The organism is Collinsella aerofaciens, assembly GCF_027679495.1.
Classification (GTDB): Bacteria; Actinomycetota; Coriobacteriia; order Coriobacteriales; family Coriobacteriaceae; genus Collinsella; species Collinsella aerofaciens_AK.
The window spans coordinates 1-16,179 of the sequence record NZ_JAQEKC010000036.1; the positions used below are offsets into that span (position 1 = coordinate 1).

A 16,179-nucleotide genomic window follows, 5' to 3' on the forward strand; every position below is an offset into this window, starting at 1 on the left:
GCGGTCACGAGCGGGGGCTCCTGTCGTTTCCGTGCCCCTGGATTGGGTCATAGTGTCTGACGTTTTTCGACCTGCATTGTTGCCAGGGTTGGCACCAATGACTAATGCGATAGCTAGCTACGTCGGTCCGATTGATCGGCTGGGTTTCCGAGGTGCGGCAGATTCCCGCGAAAGAGGAGGGCATAGACCTTAAGGGTCATGCCCGACGATTGAAGGGCAAGGTGCCGTGCCTCGGGAAGACAGACAGTTACGCCGAGGGCTCCTGCTGCGTAATGCAGTGGATATTTCCGCCACCGAAGACGACCTGCTCGGACTGAACGCCGACGCACTTGTAGACGCCCTCGCCCCAGACCTCGTCGTAGATCTTCTGGAGCGTGTCAACGGCAAGCTGATCGTTCTCGTCGCCGTACTGCGGGACGATAACGCCGTGGTTGGTGACCAGGTAGTTCATGTAGGAGGCGATCAGCGGCTCGTTGGCAACGCGCGGCTCGGCGTTCTCGTCGGCGTCGATGGTGTCGCAGGAAGCCTGGTCCATGAACAGCGGGTTCACAGGCATGCAGAGCTTGTAGACCTTCATCTTGCGGCCCTTGGCGTCAACGGCGTTGGAAAGGGTCTCGTAGACAGCATGGCATTGCTCGTAGAACGGATACTCGGGATCGTCGGTCCAGATGCAGGCCATGACGCCCGGAGCGATGAACGTAGCGACATCATCGATGTGGCCGTTGGTCTCCTCGGGGTCGATGCCCTCCTTAACCCAGATGACCTTCTCGACACCCAGGTAATCCTTGAGGTGCTCGTCCATATAGGCGCGAAGTTCCTCACTCCAGGGCTCAAACTTCTTGTGGAACTTGGGCCAGATGGACTCGGGATCCTCTTCCTCCTCCAGAACCGCAGAGCAGGTGCGGCCCGGGGAAAGCAGGCACTGGTCGGTCACGACCACGGTGCCTTCGCCGTCGACGGTAATGGAGCCGCCCTCGAGGATCATGTCATCGGGACGATAGCGACGGCAGCCGGAAAGCTCAGCCATCTTAAGGGCAATCTGCTCGTCCTTGTCCCACGGGAAATAGAGGCCGTCGACGAGGCCGCCGTAGGCGTTGAAGTGCCAGTGGTTGGCGCGCTTATCGCCCTTGCCATTGATAACAAAAGTGGCAGCGGTGTCGCGGAACCAAGCGTCGTCGGTGGTCATCTCGATAACGGTGACGTTCTCGTCTTCCTCAAAGGCGGCCTTGCAGTTGGCGTAGTCGGCCTGGTTTGCGCACATGGTGACCGGGGTGAACTCGGCGATGGCGCGAGCGATGGCGGCATACTGCTTCTGAGCCGGCTTGGCGCCGTGGGCCCAGGTGTCGGTGCGGTGGGGCCAACCCATCCACACGCGATCCTGCGGAGCGAACTCAGCGGGCATAAAGAAGCCGTCGGCCTTAGGGGTGGACTCGGACTCGGTGATCGTACGCATAAGATTTCCTCCAAATCGAACGATCGCTTGCTGCGGGCGGGTTACCCTCAGCCTAAAACCAAGAGATGGTAGGCGCCCATTCCCCGGCAAAGGTCGGGGCGCCTGGCACCGGTTTTCACGGATGTCGCACCGGCAAGCGACGACGTAACCCGGTGCGCGGAGACAAAACGCACGAAGGATACGGAAGAGAGATTGGGGCGGGCGGTGGTTACCGGAGCAATAGCTCACACCCACCTCAGAGAAAGGTTAGCAAACCTGTTGCTTGGGCACGCCTCCGAAGAGGCTAGAGCGTCCCGAGTCGGGAGCGACAAGCCCGACGAAGCGTACGTTGGTACGCGAGGAAGGTTGGAGCCCCGAATCCGGGTGCTCTAGTCCTCCTCGGACTCCTCAGCGAGGCGCTGAGCAGCCAGCTCGGGAGTGAGACCCTTGTACTCGGTCTCGCGGCCCTTAGCACTGACGACGCGGACAACCTCGCCAATAAGCAAGAGCACGATGAAGATGACGATCATCGGGACCTTATCGCCAATCTCATCGACAGAGAACGGAATCAGCGTTGCAACGATAGCCAGAATCAGCTCAATGCAGGGAATAGCCAGCATGACCTTCATCATGGCGCCCTTAAACGGGAACGTAAAGATACGCTCACGGTTGGGGTCGTTCTTACGAAGGTTGAGGAATGCCGGGAACATCGGGATGTAGGTCAGCAGCAGGAAGACAACGGAGGTACCGAAGAGCATCCAGAAGACACCGTTGGAGATGGCGTCGATGGGAACCAGCTGCAGGCACAGCACCAGGGAGGCAACGATGGCGTTGACCAGGTTGGCGCCGTTGGGCATGTCGTCATCCGAGATCATCGAGGCGAAGACCTTGGGCATGTTGCCATGCTCGGCAGCATAGCGAGCGACGGAGTTGACGCCGAAGGACCAGGCAGCCATGTTGGCGAACAGCGTGATCAGGAAGGCGATGCAGATGACCTTAAAGATCATGGAATCGCCCACAATAGTCTGGACAGCGTAGATCATGCCGTAGTCGGGATCGATGGAATCGGCCGACACAGCAGCGCCGATGCCAAAGCCAGCGAACAAGTAGATCACGGCGATGGACAGGCCGCCGACGATGATAGCCTTGGGGATATCGCGAGCGGGATCGGCCATATCGTCGGTCATGGTGCAGATGACCTCGAAGCCCATGAAGTTAAAGATGATGATCGACAGGTAGCCAAGCGCGTTGGTGTTGGTGAGCTCGGGCAAGAAGGTGGCAGCGGACATATCGTTCGCAAAGCCGTTCTCCATGGCGTACCAGATGCCCAAAGCGCCGACGATAACGGCAACGGCAACCTTGATGATGGCGCCGCCGTTCAGGACCCACTCGGAGTCGGCAGCCTTGGAGCGACCCATAAGATAGACGATCCACACAAAGGCAAGGTCGATACCAATCTTGGCAATCAGATTGAACTCGACGCCAAAGACCATGCCCAAAATGTCCGGGAACATAGTGGCCAGCGAGGCAATCCACAGCGGGTAGTTAACCCAGTAGTAGTACGAAATGCGGGCGCCCCACTTGTCGCCCAGGCCATCGCGTACCCAGTCGTAAATGCCACCCTCACCGTCATAGGTAGTGCCGAGCTCGGCAACGACCATGCCATAAGGGAGCAGGAAGGTCAGAATCAGGAAGATCCACCAGAAGAACTGCTGGTTGCCAATGGCAGCAGCAGGTGCGGCGGCCTCGCAAACGAAGACGACGCAGATGATGGTCGAGATGACCGTCAAGAAGGAAAGCTTTTTCTTTCCGTCGCTCATGATGAGCTCCTTCGCTCAGTCTTGGACAAATCGAGGTCCTTAAGATATTAAGGCAATTGCCGGGCCTCGGTGAGCGGGCGACAGGAGACGAGCATCCGCCGCCCGCAAGCGTGCTTCTACGATGAAGTTACGCGGTTTTACCAAACCGCGTAACGGCTCGACGCTGCAAACGCCCCTAAGCGGCAATCTGACGTTCAATCGTCGGTCGCGTACCGAAGTACGCTTCCCTCCTCTTTCACGTCACCTTGCTCGCTTAGGGGCGTTTTCGCTGACCTATGGTCAACCTACGATAATTCCAAGCTGAACGAGTTACTCGCTGTAGCGGGTGGCGATGGCGGCTCGCACCATGCCGGTGCTCATGAGGTAGGTCACCAGGAAGTAGCCGCCGTAGGCTGCCAGGAAGATTGCACAGGTGAGGCCCACGGTGCCACCGATGCTCATATTTCCGAATATGCTCACCAGCTCGATGATCACCTTAAGTGCCACAAAGGAGTGCGCCAGGCCCACTGCCAGCGGGAACAGGAAGAATACCGCTTGCTGCGCCATCACCGAATGGCGAATCTGGCGGTCCTCACAGCCGATCTGTGCCAGCACACGATAGCTGCGGCTGCCGTCGGCCACGTTGGAGAGTTGCTGGATCGACAGAATCGCCGCGCATGCAACGACCAATACAAAGCCAATGTAGATGGCCAGATAGCTAATCATGCCGTTAATTTGCGCTGCTTGCGTGTACATCTCGGAGCGTGTGATGAAGATTCCCCATGACCCCGGCTCCTTGCCGTCAACGAGCAGATTGTCGAGCAAAGTGTATTTAATGCTCTCGTCTGCCTCGGTCGTATCCATCCCCTGTTTGTAATTAACGAGCAGGCTACTGGAATACGGCTGCAGATTAAGTTGGGACAACAGCTCGTCGGCAACGACGACGGTACCCAGATTACTGCCCATCGCCGAGTTGGCGATGGCCGCCGTGTCCTTGTCCGACTTATCGGTTGCGGGCTTGAGCTCATGCCCGCCCAAGGTGAGGGTATGGCCGCCGGCCATGTACTTGGTGTACAGGTCGCCCAGCCCACCGCCCATATCACACGTAAGCAGGTACTGGTCGCGGCCAATGCTCACCGGCTCCTCGCCCATCATCTGGCGCAGTTTGTTGTACTGGCTCGCCGGCGTCACAAACAGACCCATCGTATCGGCATTGCTACCCCCGAGCGCCTTGGGGAGCTTTTCGCCCATGGTCTTGCACATCTCACCCGCAGACACCGAAGGATTCGAACCGCCAAACGGGTAACTCAGATACGAATCGATCTGAACATGCTCACCGGCAACATCGGCGATATTGACCTTCTTGCCGGTCTCGTCGTTGTTGTCCGCCGACTTGCCCTTGCCGTGCCATGCGGAGTACAAATCGACCGTTGTATCGGCTAGCACCATGCGGTCGGCTTCAGACGGATTGACATATTCTTTGTAGTAGTCGAGCGTATCGGGCGTGTAATAGACATACGTCTGAGACACGTCAACAGGGTTATAGCGCTCCAGGTTTTCGTTCATCACATTGGCAATCGACATACCGCACGTCACCGAGGTGATGGCCAAAAACAGGAGCATCGCGATGACGCCCATCGAGAAGCACACCGTGTTGACCTTGGCCGCAAGCTGGCGCACGGTAAACATGTTGAGGCCGCGCCAATACACGCTGCGCAGGCTCTGCAGCAGCTTGATGAGCATGCCCGAGAGTCCCCAGAACAGGGCAAAGGTGCCCACGGTAACCATAGCGGTCGTAATACCAAACTGGTTCATGGCCTCTTGCAGCTTGCTGTCCGTCGCGGTTAGCGGGAACCCATCACGTAGCAGACGGTAATAGGCCACGCCCACAAGCACCACGCCCACGGCAAAGATGGCAATCGCGATCCAGGGGTTGCGTGTCTTGATGCTCTCGTTGCGACGCTCGGCACCCATAAGCTCGATGAGTTTGGTACGACGCACGGCGCGAAGGTTCAGCAGTAGCGTGAGCACAAACATTACGAGCATGCAGGCAAGGGTCAGATTGAACGCATGCACCGAGAAAAAGAAGTGGAAATTGGCAATCTGTGTCTTAAAGAGCGAGGCCGTAAAGAACGTCATGAGCTGGGAGAGTCCCATACCCAGCACAATGCCGGCGACAAAGGCCACGACCGAGACGATCACGGTCTCGAGCGCCATGATCGTGGCGACGCGCCCGCGCCCCATGCCGAGCACCTGGTACAGGCCAAACTCCTTCTTGCGGCGTTTCATGATGAAGTTATTGGCATACACCATCAAAAAGGCCATGACACCGGCCAAAAAGTACGTCAGGTCGCCGAGCATGCTGCCCATAACCTGCGCCAAGCCCTCTTCATCGATGCCGGCGATGTCGACCTGCATCGAGATGGTGTTAAAGGCATAGAAGACCGTGACGCCCAGGGTGAGCGTCAAAAGGTAGACGAGGTAGTCGCGGCCGGCGCGGCGGACGTTGCCCCAAGCGAGTTTACAGAGCATCGGAGCCCTCACCGCCCATCATGGCAACGACCTCCATAATGCGGTCGAAGAACTCTCGGCGGTCGGTGTCGCCGCGGCGCAGCTCGGTGAAGATCTTGCCGTCGCGGATAAACAGCACACGGCTCGTGTAGCTGGCGGCAAAGCTGTCGTGCGTGACCATGAGCACGGTAGCGCGTAGGCGGCGGTTAAGGGCCTCCAGGCTCTCGAGCAGCAGGCGGGCACTCTTGGAATCGAGGGCGCCGGTGGGCTCGTCGGCCATGATCATGGTGGGGTCGGTGACGAGCGCGCGAGCCGCGGCAACGCGCTGCTGCTGACCGCCGGACATCTGGTAGGGATACTTGTCGAGCACCTGGCTGATGGACAGGCGCGCTGCCACATCCTGCACGCGGGTCGAGATCTCTGCCGAGTTTGTGCGGGCAATGGTGAGCGGCAGGGCGATGTTCTCGCGTGCCGTGAGCGTATCGAGCAGGTTGGAGTCCTGGAAGATAAAGCCGAGCTCATCGCGGCGAAACTGCGAGAGCTTGGCCTGCTTCATGCGCGTCACGTCCTGCCCGTTGATGCGGATCGTGCCGCTCGTGGCGCTATCGATGGTCGACACGCAGTTGAGCAACGTCGACTTGCCCGAGCCCGAAGCGCCCATGATGCCAACAAATTCACCGCGGTTGACGGTAAAGCTGACGTCGTTGAGCGCACGGGTCACGTTGCCCAGCGCTCCATATATCTTTTCGAGATGCGCGACCTCCAGTACCGGGGTTGCCATGTGCGTGGTTTGCATACCGAGTCCTTTCTTGCGATTAGTCTACGGCATCTATAGTCGCAAGAAGACGAGTCGGCTACCATCGATATGGCTTACGCTTGCCTTACCGTTGTGTAAGGTACGCGTAGCTACCCTGCCACGTGTTGATGTTGAGAGAGGACTCCTGTTGAAGACTGTTCATGTTGCCGCTGGGATCATTCGCAAGGAAGGATCTGATGAGCTGCTTGCCGTGCAGCGCGGCTACGGCGACATGCAGGGACTTTGGGAGTTTCCCGGTGGCAAGCTCATGCGCGGCGAGTCGCCCGAGGACGCCGTACGCCGCGAGCTTATGGAAGAGTTGCAGGTCAAAGTCACCAATCTGCGCGATTTCTATACCGTTGAGTACGACTACCCCGATTTTCATCTCTCCATGGAGTGCTACTACTGCTCGCTGGCTAAAGAGTCTGGCGAGCCCCAGAAGCACGACCGCCAGCTCGATATCCGCTGGATTCCGCGCACCTCGCTTGCCACCGTTGAGTGGATGCCCGCCGACAAGGGACTCATTGATGCCCTAATTGAGTTGAAGGAAGACCGGCTTGAGGCCAACGGCGTTGCCAACGACGCCGAGGCCACCGCGACCGACGAGCCCGCCACCAAGCCCAAGCGCGCACCTAATCGCCGCAGCAAAAAGCGTCCAAAGCCCGGTCTGTTGGACGGCATCGACACCTCGGACCTTTCCGCCGACGAGCGTGAACTCATGCGCCGTCGCGCCGCTATAAAAAAGTCCATGAAGGGCAACAAGCGTGCAAACACCAAGCCCGAGCTGCTCGTTCGCCAGCGCCTGCGGGCAGCGGGCCTTACGGGTTATCGCTTGGAATGGAAGGTTCCCGGTAAGCCCGACATCGCCTTTCCCGGGCGCAAGATCGCCATCTTCGTCAACGGCTGCTTTTGGCACCGCTGCCCCAAGTGCAACCCTAGTCAGCCCAAGCGCAATGTTGAATTTTGGGAGGCAAAGTTTCGCCGCAACGTCGAGCGCGACCGCGCTGCCGTGGCAGCACTCACTCAAATGGGCTGGACGCCCATAACCATCTGGGAATGCGAGCTCAAAAAAGACCGCATCGACGCCACGATGGAAAAGGTCATCGAGCAGGTGCGCGCCGCAGAGCCACAGCGCTAACAGCGAGCATTCACACGCTCCGCACGTCCGCGCCACATCCGCGTCACAAACCTTAGAAAGCCCTTAAGTCCAAAACCTTTCAAGAGTGTTACTCGATAGCTTTAACCTGCGGTTTCATCGTAATTGCAAACCTCATTAAGCCTTTCTTTAGCGCTTCTTTGCGACGTCCGCGGCATAATACTGCCAACGCACGGGACCTAGCAGCACACCCCGTGCGCTATCTTTTGGTGGACATCGAGGAGGCCGCATAAGCATGCATTCTTCCAATGACGCAGCACAGCAGCCATCCCTAAATCATGCAAACCTTTTCTCCTTCCCCCCGACACAGAGAAACGGCCTCCTCGACTCCCCCACCACAAAAGCCAAACGCTCAACCGACCAGAGCCTCAACTTGCGAGCATCGTTCGAAAAGCTCCAAGCATCCCTAAACAAGTCATTCCCCAACCAAGCCCGGGCATACTAACCCCTCATCAACAAAGAAGCCCTGACGCCCCACCCCTTCCCGCCCAACGCCACAAGGGCGATTGAGCAGAACGGCTTGGGCGGGTCCCCGTACTTAGTTTCCAAAATCATTCCGCAGCGCGAAGGCCCCCGTTGCCAACGCTTCGTAGAAGCGAGGCAACGGGGGCCTTCATGCGCGAGGACGTTTTGGAAACTAAGTACGGGGACCCGCCCAAGCCGTCCGGTGAGATCAGAGCACCCTTGCTGTTACTCTGCTTTGCCCACGGAGTTGAGGTTGGTCATGCGGATCTTAACCAGCTCGGTGATCTCGCGCATGCCCTCCTTGGCCGGCTTCTTGGGATCGAAGCAGGCAGGGTTCTCGGCCATGTAGGCCATGAAGCCCTTGGTGTAGGCCTGACGCAGCTCGGTAGCGTAGTTAACCTTGCAGATGCCGTTCTTCACAGCCTCGGCAACCTGCTCATCGGGCACACCAGAGGTGCCGTGCAGAACCAGCGGCACGTCGACGGCGTCGCGGATGGCCTTGACCACGGACTGCTCGATGTGCGGATCGCTCGTGTACACACCGTGGCTGGTGCCAACGCCAATTGCGAGGGAGGTGCAGCCGGTACGCTCGACGAACTCCTTGGCCTCGGCCGGATCGGTGTAGGGGCTCTCGCCCTCAACCGCGGGACCGTCGTCCTCCTTGCCGCCAACCTTACCGAGCTCAGCCTCGACGGGCACGCCCATGGCGCGGCCAGCGTCGGCGACGGACTTGGTCAGAGCGATGTTGTCCTCGAAAGACTCGTGCGAACCGTCAATCATGACAGAGGTGTAGCCAGTGCGGAAAGCCTGCATGCAGCGGTCATAGCCATCGCCGTGATCGAGGTGCAGGGCGACGGGCACAGAAGCGCGCTCGGCGGCAGCCTTGACCATGCCGTAGAAGTAGTCCAGACCAGCGGTCTTGATGGTGCCCGGGGTGGTCTGCATGATGACGGGGGACTTGGTCTCCTCGGCAGCAGCCAGAACGGCCATAACAAACTCGAGGTTCTCAACGTTGAACGCGCCGACGGCGTAGTGGCCGGCCTGAGCGTCCTTGAGCATCTTTTCGGTGGTAACAAGTGCCATGAGCGTTTGCTCCTCTCCCTCGCCCGCATCTGGACATCGGGCGTAGTTGTTCACAAGGCGTTTTACCTTGCGTTTTACTGCGTTCATTGTATGAAATTCAGCGTCTTTGCACGTGCGAGATATTGAGCCCATGCAGGTCAATACCGTCGTTTTTGAAAAGTAAACGGAAGGAATTGGAGCCGAGTGGGCGTGTTCGATATTGAATTTTGGGCGTTGAGCGTCTTTCTTTTATAGAAAAGATAAGTAATCGAAAGGTGTTTTCTTACTCAAAAAGAAAATGAACGAAAATAGAGTCAACACAATTCCTGCAAATTTAGCCGAGAATGGAGCAAGCATGGCCCAAGCCACCAACCGTGCCTTTGCCGACGAACGCCGTACCGCCATTATGGAAATGCTCGATCATAATGCCTCGGTGCAGGTAGCAGAAATCGCCCAGACCTTTGGCGTGTCCTCCGTCACCGCCCGCGCCGACCTGGACGCGCTCGCCGAAGCAGGCAAGCTGCGCCGCACGCACGGCGGTGCCGTATCACTCCACAAACGTCTGACCGTCTCCACGCAGGATCGCCGCATCAATGTCAACGTCGCCGCCAAGCAGGCCATCGCGCAAAGCGCCATCGAGCTCGTCAATGACGGCGACACGCTGCTCGTCGACTCGGGCACCACGGCGCTCGAGTTCGTCCGGCTCCTCGATCAACGCGACGGTATCACCGTCATCACAGCAGACATTACCATTGCCGATTACATCGACGAGAGCATGCCCTCGGTCGATGTCGTCATGCTGGGCGGGGCGTTGCGCAAAGGCCATCGTTATTTGTACGGACCGCTCACTATGCAAGCGCTCCAAATGGTCCATGCCGATCTTGCCGTCATGTGCCCTGGCGCTTTTGTCCCCAGCTGCGGCTTTACGACCGACTTTCCCCAGATGGCCGAGACCAAAACGGCTATGATCGCCGCGGCCCATCAAAGCGTCGCCCTCATGGACGCCAGTAAGGTCAACGGACGCGGCATGTACCGTTTTGCCGAGCTTGCCGACGTTGACACCATCGTGATGGACCGTGATCCCGACGATGCCGTCGCCACATCAATCGCCGAAGCCACTGACAGCGCACGTCCAGCCCTCGTCATCGCCCGCATCTAAAAACAAAAACCACCACAAAGGTGCCTGTCCCCTTTGTGGTGGCTTGAGCGTCAAAAGTGAAAGTGTCGCTACTTGGACAGCTCGTCGGCGAGAACCTCGATCTGAGCGCGCGAGGCGTCGTTGAGCGAGCCCAGCACGGTCACCTTGTTCTGCGCCAGGGTGATGTCCTTCATGCCCTCGAGCTCCTTGGTCATAACCTTGGCAGCGGTGGGCGCCCAGGAGCCGGCCTCAACGAGCGCCACCGTACGGTTCTGATAGGCGTGCTCGGCAAGCGTGTGGATAAAGGTGCTCATGAACGGGAAGATCTCGCCCTGATAGGTGATGGAAGCGAGCACCAGACGGTCGTAGCGGAACGCATCCTCAACGGCCTCGGCCATGTCGTCGCGAGCCAGGTCAAAGACGGAGACCTTCTGGCCGCGAGCATCAAGCGCTGCGGCGAGCTCCTCGACGGCAGCCTTCAGATGGCCATACACGCTCGCATAGGCGATCGTGATGCCCTCGTCCTCGGGCTGATAACTCGACCAGGTGTTATAGGTGTCGAGGTAATAGCCCAGGTTCTCGGTCAGTACGGGGCCGTGGAGCGGACAGATGATCTGGATATCCAGATCGGCGGCCTTCTTGAGCACGGTCTGCACGAATTTGCCGAACTTACCGACGATGCCAAAGTAGTAGCGGCGCGCTTCGCAAGCCCAGCCTTCCGGGTCCTCGATGTCGTTGGCGCCGAACTTGCCAAAGCCGTCGGCACTAAAGAGCACCTTGTCGGTGGACTCGTAGGAGAAGATCACCTCGGGCCAGTGCACGTTGGGGGCGCCGACAAACGTTAGGCTGTGGCCACCCAGGTCGAGCACGTCGCCCTCTTTGACGACCATCTTACGCTCGGGGTAGTCGGTGCCAAAGTAGTTGACCATCATGCGGAAGGCGCCCATGCTGGCCACAATCTGTGCCTGGGGGTAGCGCTCCATAAAGGCGGCGATGCCAGCAGAGTGATCGGGCTCCATGTGATGGACGACCAGGTAGTCGGGCGTACGGCCGTCGAGCGCGGCCTCGAGGTTGCCGAGCCATTCGTCGACAAAGCCAGCGTCAACCGAATCGGCGACAGCGATTTTATCGCCCAAGATAACATAGCTGTTGTATGCCATGCCGTTCTCGGACACGTCGTACTGGCCCTCGAACAGGTCAATGTCGTGATCGTCGACACCGATGTAGCGGATATCCTTGGTGATCTCCATCAGGCAAAGCCTCCTAGATAGACAAAAGAACCCGTCTATCATAACACTCGGCAGTATCCCAGCTGTTATCTGCCGGCATCCATACCGATTGTTATTGAAATACGATAAATCGCCGTTTACCTGCGCAAACTATGCGCGCGGTACCGCCGTGCTATGTCGAATAATGAGCTGGCCGGGAATACGAATGGCAACGGTTTTGCCCGCCGTACCCGCCTCGGGAACCGCATGCTCGAATACCTCGCGTCCGCGCTGATGTAGATCAAATCGCACGGTCGTGAGCTCGTTGTGTGCCACAAAATCATCGAGCGAATCATCGACGCCCACCACGCTCACGTCCTCGGGCACGCGCAAGCCACTATCGCGCAGCGCTGCAATTGCGCCGTTTGCCATCTGGTCGTTTGCCGCGTAAATCGCCGTCATGGTGCGGTCGTGCTCGGCCAGATATCTGCCGGCCTCGTAACCGCTGTTGGCAGACCAGTCGCCCTCGAGCGGCGTCTGCGGCTTAATGTGCCTACGCTCGAGCGCATCCTGCCAACCGGCTCGACGAAATTGCTCGTCGACCGAGAACGACGGGCCGCCAATATAGCGAATTTGCTCATGCCCCAGCTCAAACAGGTGATTCATAAGCAAGAGCGAGCAGCCGTAATGATCGGAGTCTACCGTGGTCACCCGCGGGTGCGCGTACATGGTAACGATGACCGTGCCAATGCCCGGCAGTGGATCAAACGTCTCAAAATCGGGCGCCATACGGCTCATGCCGATAATGATGCCGTCCACAGGCAGCGCGGCCATACGACGCGTTGCCTCGGCAAGCGAAAACTCCTCGGTCTTGGACATCTCGACCAGCGTGATGGCGCAATTATGCTCGCGAGCAGCGCTGGCGATGCCGTCGATCATTGAGAGGTTGCCAAACTTGGTGACATCGTTGACGCACAGGCCGACCGAATGATAACGGCCGTCGCGCAGCGAGCGACCGGCATAACTCGGACGAAAGCCGAGCTTTTGCATAGCGGCCTGCACGCGCTGGCGCGTCTGCTCGTTAACGTTAGGCAAGCCGTTGGCGACGCGCGAAACCGTCTGCTGCGAAACGCCGGCAGCGCGGGCGACGTCGGCCATGGAGACCGGACGCGAACTGGTATCGTTGGACGGGCGCCTTGCCACAGGATCACCTTCACCCTTGCGAGATCTGAATAGCGTGAATGCCGGCCCGGGCAGAAATACATCCCGCGCCGAGGCCCGCTATCGTCGGACGCATGTTAACGTACTCTACTTTTTCTATCTGCATCTCTTCTGCTTTATAAGTCCATACGGCAGTACCGTTCACGGCTGAATTTCTACCGATTACCAGATTCTCAAAAAGTGACAAGCGATGTGTTATGAGTACGTTAACATAGCCCGTAACGTGCGGTATCGTGAACACTTGGTTCATGCCGCTTTAAGTTGTTAACGTACTCATAACGACGCAAAACCCACCCGGGCGCGCCAAGGAAAGGACTCCCATGACCACCCCCGACGAAAAGACATTCGCCACGCTCACCAAGCTGTTCGAGGAGGAGTTTGGCCCCATCGGCGACCGCCAGGTGCTCTACGTGCACGCGCCCGGCCGCTCCGAGATCAGCGGCAACCACACTGACCACGAGGGTGGCCACGTTATCGCCGGCTCGCTCGATGTCGCCGTCGACGGCATCGCCGTGGCAACCGATTCCAACAAGGTTCGCGTAGCCGACGAGGGCTATCCCACGTTTGAGATCGCGCTCGACACGCTAGACGTTCAGGAGTCCGAGAAGGGCACGTCCGCGAGCCTCGTCCGCGGCATGGCCCACGAAATCGCAGCCCTTGGCGTTGAGCCCAAAGGCTTCGACTTTGCCTTTACCTGCTCCGTCCCCTCGGGCGGCGGCCTTTCCAGCTCTGCCGCCGTCGAAGCCGCGTACGGTCGTGCCATGGAGACGCTCTGGGGCGCGCCCGCCATTGAGCCCGTCACGCTCGCCCAGATGAGCCAGCGCACCGAGAACAACTATTACGGCAAGCCCTGCGGTCTGATGGACCAGGCCGCCGTTTGCTTGGGCGGCCTCGCCTACATGGACTTTGAGGATCAGGCTCAGCCTAAAACCCAGAAGCTCGAGCTCAACTTTGAGGATCACGGTTATGCTCTCGTGCTCGTTAAGGTCGGTGCCGACCACGTGGCCGCCACCGAAGACTACGCCGCCGTTCCGCGCGAGATGCAGGACGTCGCCGCCGAGTTTGGCAAGGCACGCCTGTGCGAGGTAAACGTGGCGGACTTTGACGCCAAGCTCCCCGAGCTGCGCGCCAAGCTGGGCGACCGCGCCTGCCTGCGCGCCGTTCACTACTGGTACGAAAACGGCCTGGTCGATAAGCGCTGGGCTGCCCTGAACGCCGGCGACATCGATCAGTTCCTGGTCCTGACGCGCGAGTCCGGCGCCAGCTCTGCCATGTACCTACAGAATGTCGTTGCCAAGCTGGGCTCCGAGCAGCCCTCGATGTATGCCCTGGCACTGGCCGAGCACGTGCTCGACGGCCGTGGCGCCGTCCGTATCCACGGTGGCGGCTTTGGTGGCACCATCCAGGCCTTCGTGCCGCTCGACCTGGTCGACACCTTTATCACCAAGATGAACGGCTGGCTGGGCGAGGGCTCTGCCCGCCACTACGCAATTTCTGACAAGGGGGCTTACGCGGCATGGCTGTAATGACTGACGTGCGCGAGGCCGCGCAGAACCTGATCGAGTACGCTATCCACCGATCGATGATCGGCCAGGACGATCGCATCTGGGCGTATAACACCATTCTCGAGTGCATCGGTGCTACGGGCCCGGCGCTCGACATGGCCTGGGCGCTCCAGGCCGAAAAACTCTCGCTCTTGCACCCCGACGCCCTGCCCAACTTTGACCTTGAAGGCACACTTGCCGCGCTTGCCGAGGCGGCTGTTGCCAACGGCGCCGCCGAGGACACGGCATCGGGCCGCGACCGCATCGCCATGCGCATCATGGGCGCGCTCATGCCAAGGCCTTCGGTTGTAAACGAGGAGTTCAACGGACGCATGGGCGTCAACGAGCCCCGCGCCGCGACCGACTGGTTCTACGGCCTGTGCTGCGACGCCGGCTACGTGCGCCGTGCCGCCATCGCGCGCAACATCAAATGGAGCACCCCCACCAACTGGGGCGACCTCGAGATTACCATCAACCTGTCAAAGCCCGAAAAGGACCCGCGCGATATTGCCGCGGCCGGCGCCGCCAAAAACACGGGCGAGAAGTATCCCGCCTGCCAGCTCTGCATCGAAAACGAAGGCTATCCCGGACGCTCCGCTGCAGCCGACGGCGGCGCCCATCCCGCCCGCCAGAATCTGCGCGTTATCCCCATTAAGCTCGACGGCGAGCGCTGGGGCTTCCAATACAGCCCGTACGCGTACTTTAACGAGCACTGCATTGCCATGAGCTCCGAGCATCGTCCGATGCACGTCGACCGCAAGGGGCTGACCTGCCTGCTCGACTTTGTCGACCTGTTCCCGCACTACTTCATTGGCTCCAACGCCGACCTGCCCATCGTGGGCGGCTCGATTCTGTCGCACGACCACTTCCAGGGCGGCGCGCACGAGTTCCCCATGATGCACGCCGCCGAGGTCTCGCAGTTTAGCGTGCCGGGCTTTGACCAGGTCATCGGTACCGTGTTACAGTGGCCGCTTTCGGTGCTGCGACTACGATCGCACGACCGCGCCCAGCTGCTCGACGCCGCCGAGAAGATTATCCTTGCCTGGCGCGAGTGGACCGATGAGTCGGTTGGCGTCATCGCACACACGGCCGACGGCGTGGCCCACAACACCGTGACGCCCGTCATCCGCCGCGTCGACTCCCGCGGCAACGCCGGCGGCGAAATCTACGAGGCCTACCTGGCGCTTCGCTGCAACATCACGACCGACGAGCATCCGCTGGGCGTATTCCATCCGCATGCTGAGTACCACCACATCAAAAAGGAGAACATCGGCCTGATCGAGGTCATGGGCCTGGCCATTTTGCCGCCGCGCTTGGTTCCCGAGCTCGGCGCTGTCCGCGAGCACCTGCTGGCGGCCAAGGCAGATGCCAGCTACGACCTTGCCGGCGCGCTCGAGGGCGACGACCTTTGCCGCAGCCACGCCGCATGGGCTGAGGACGTCTTTGCCCGCCGCGCCGACGAGCTTACGGCCGACAACGCCATCGACATCCTGCACGAAGAGGTCGGCGTGGTGTTTGGCCACGTGCTCGACAACGCCGGCGTCTTTAAGTGGGACGAGGCAGGACGCGCCGCCCAACAGCGCTTTATCGACTCGCTATAGCATGCGAGCTCGAACGCACGCACTCAACAAATAGCGTCTACACGACAACGGCGCCCGCCGGCAACATCACCGACGGGCGCCGTTTTTGAGTGTAGTCATTGGGGTCATTCTTAAGGGGCGTTCTTAAACGACTAGTCATTAAAGAGCGTCCCCAATGACTATTTGCGACCAAGGCAACGCCGGTGTCTTGGCAACGACAGACACTATGACCCAATCCGAGGGCACTAAAAAGATAGGAGCCCCCGC

11 protein-coding genes are annotated in these 16,179 nt (G+C 59.5%); 4 read left to right on the forward strand and 7 right to left on the reverse strand.

The genetic code is table 11. The annotated features are described in order from the left end of the window. Positions 1 to 247: 247 nt before the first annotated feature. From PGW49_RS09700 to PGW49_RS09715, 4 genes are all read right to left on the reverse strand, one after another. A complete protein-coding gene (locus PGW49_RS09700) occupies positions 248 to 1,453 on the reverse strand; it encodes an agmatine deiminase family protein (protein WP_138113277.1) in 1,206 nt (401 codons plus the stop codon). A gap of 368 nt (positions 1,454 to 1,821) precedes the next feature. Beyond that, positions 1,822 to 3,252, reverse strand: coding sequence for an APC family permease (locus tag PGW49_RS09705; protein ID WP_006234849.1), 1,431 nt, complete (start codon positions 3,250 to 3,252; stop codon positions 1,822 to 1,824). Positions 3,253 to 3,561: 309 nt separating this feature from the next. Then, complete coding sequence (locus PGW49_RS09710) at positions 3,562 to 5,763, reverse strand: FtsX-like permease family protein (RefSeq protein ID WP_270226377.1); 2,202 nt, start codon at positions 5,761 to 5,763, stop codon at positions 3,562 to 3,564. Beyond that, positions 5,753 to 6,538, reverse strand: a complete 786-nt coding sequence (locus PGW49_RS09715; RefSeq protein WP_270226378.1) for an ABC transporter ATP-binding protein — start codon at positions 6,536 to 6,538, stop codon at positions 5,753 to 5,755. The genes PGW49_RS09710 and PGW49_RS09715 overlap by 11 nt, the downstream gene beginning before the upstream one ends. A gap of 148 nt (positions 6,539 to 6,686) precedes the next feature. Between PGW49_RS09715 and vsr the strand changes: the two genes are divergently transcribed. Further along, entirely contained in the window at positions 6,687 to 7,676 is a 990-nt protein-coding gene (gene vsr, locus PGW49_RS09720) for a DNA mismatch endonuclease Vsr (RefSeq protein ID WP_270226380.1), read from the forward strand. 708 nt (positions 7,677 to 8,384) lie between these two features. On the opposite strand, the gene PGW49_RS09725 is transcribed toward vsr, so the two are convergent. Beyond that, a complete protein-coding gene (locus PGW49_RS09725) occupies positions 8,385 to 9,242 on the reverse strand; it encodes a class II fructose-bisphosphate aldolase (RefSeq protein ID WP_022095149.1) in 858 nt (285 codons plus the stop codon). Between the two features lie 334 nt (positions 9,243 to 9,576). Here PGW49_RS09725 and PGW49_RS09730 point away from each other — a divergent pair, with 334 nt between their 5' ends. After that, complete coding sequence (locus PGW49_RS09730) at positions 9,577 to 10,380, forward strand: DeoR/GlpR family DNA-binding transcription regulator (RefSeq protein WP_270226381.1); 804 nt, start codon at positions 9,577 to 9,579, stop codon at positions 10,378 to 10,380. Positions 10,381 to 10,448: 68 nt separating this feature from the next. Here PGW49_RS09730 and PGW49_RS09735 read toward each other — a convergent pair whose 3' ends face one another. Both PGW49_RS09735 and PGW49_RS09740 read right to left on the reverse strand, forming a co-directional pair. Continuing rightward, on the reverse strand, positions 10,449 to 11,609 hold the full coding sequence (locus PGW49_RS09735) for an FprA family A-type flavoprotein (protein WP_233541356.1): 1,161 nt from the start codon (positions 11,607 to 11,609) through the stop codon (positions 10,449 to 10,451). Between the two features lie 129 nt (positions 11,610 to 11,738). After that, positions 11,739 to 12,725 carry a LacI family DNA-binding transcriptional regulator gene (locus PGW49_RS09740; protein WP_270226383.1) on the reverse strand — a complete coding sequence of 329 codons (987 nt, stop codon included), beginning with the start codon at positions 12,723 to 12,725 and terminating at the stop codon, positions 11,739 to 11,741. A gap of 383 nt (positions 12,726 to 13,108) precedes the next feature. Here PGW49_RS09740 and PGW49_RS09745 point away from each other — a divergent pair, with 383 nt between their 5' ends. After that, positions 13,109 to 14,314 (forward strand): galactokinase, encoded by a 1,206-nt coding sequence (locus PGW49_RS09745; RefSeq protein WP_138113289.1) that lies wholly within the window; start codon positions 13,109 to 13,111, stop codon positions 14,312 to 14,314. Continuing rightward, positions 14,305 to 15,933: a UDP-glucose--hexose-1-phosphate uridylyltransferase gene (locus PGW49_RS09750; RefSeq protein ID WP_270226382.1), complete on the forward strand. Its 1,629-nt coding sequence runs from the start codon at positions 14,305 to 14,307 to the stop codon at positions 15,931 to 15,933. The genes PGW49_RS09745 and PGW49_RS09750 overlap by 10 nt, the downstream gene beginning before the upstream one ends. The last annotated feature ends 246 nt before the right edge of the window (positions 15,934 to 16,179 follow it).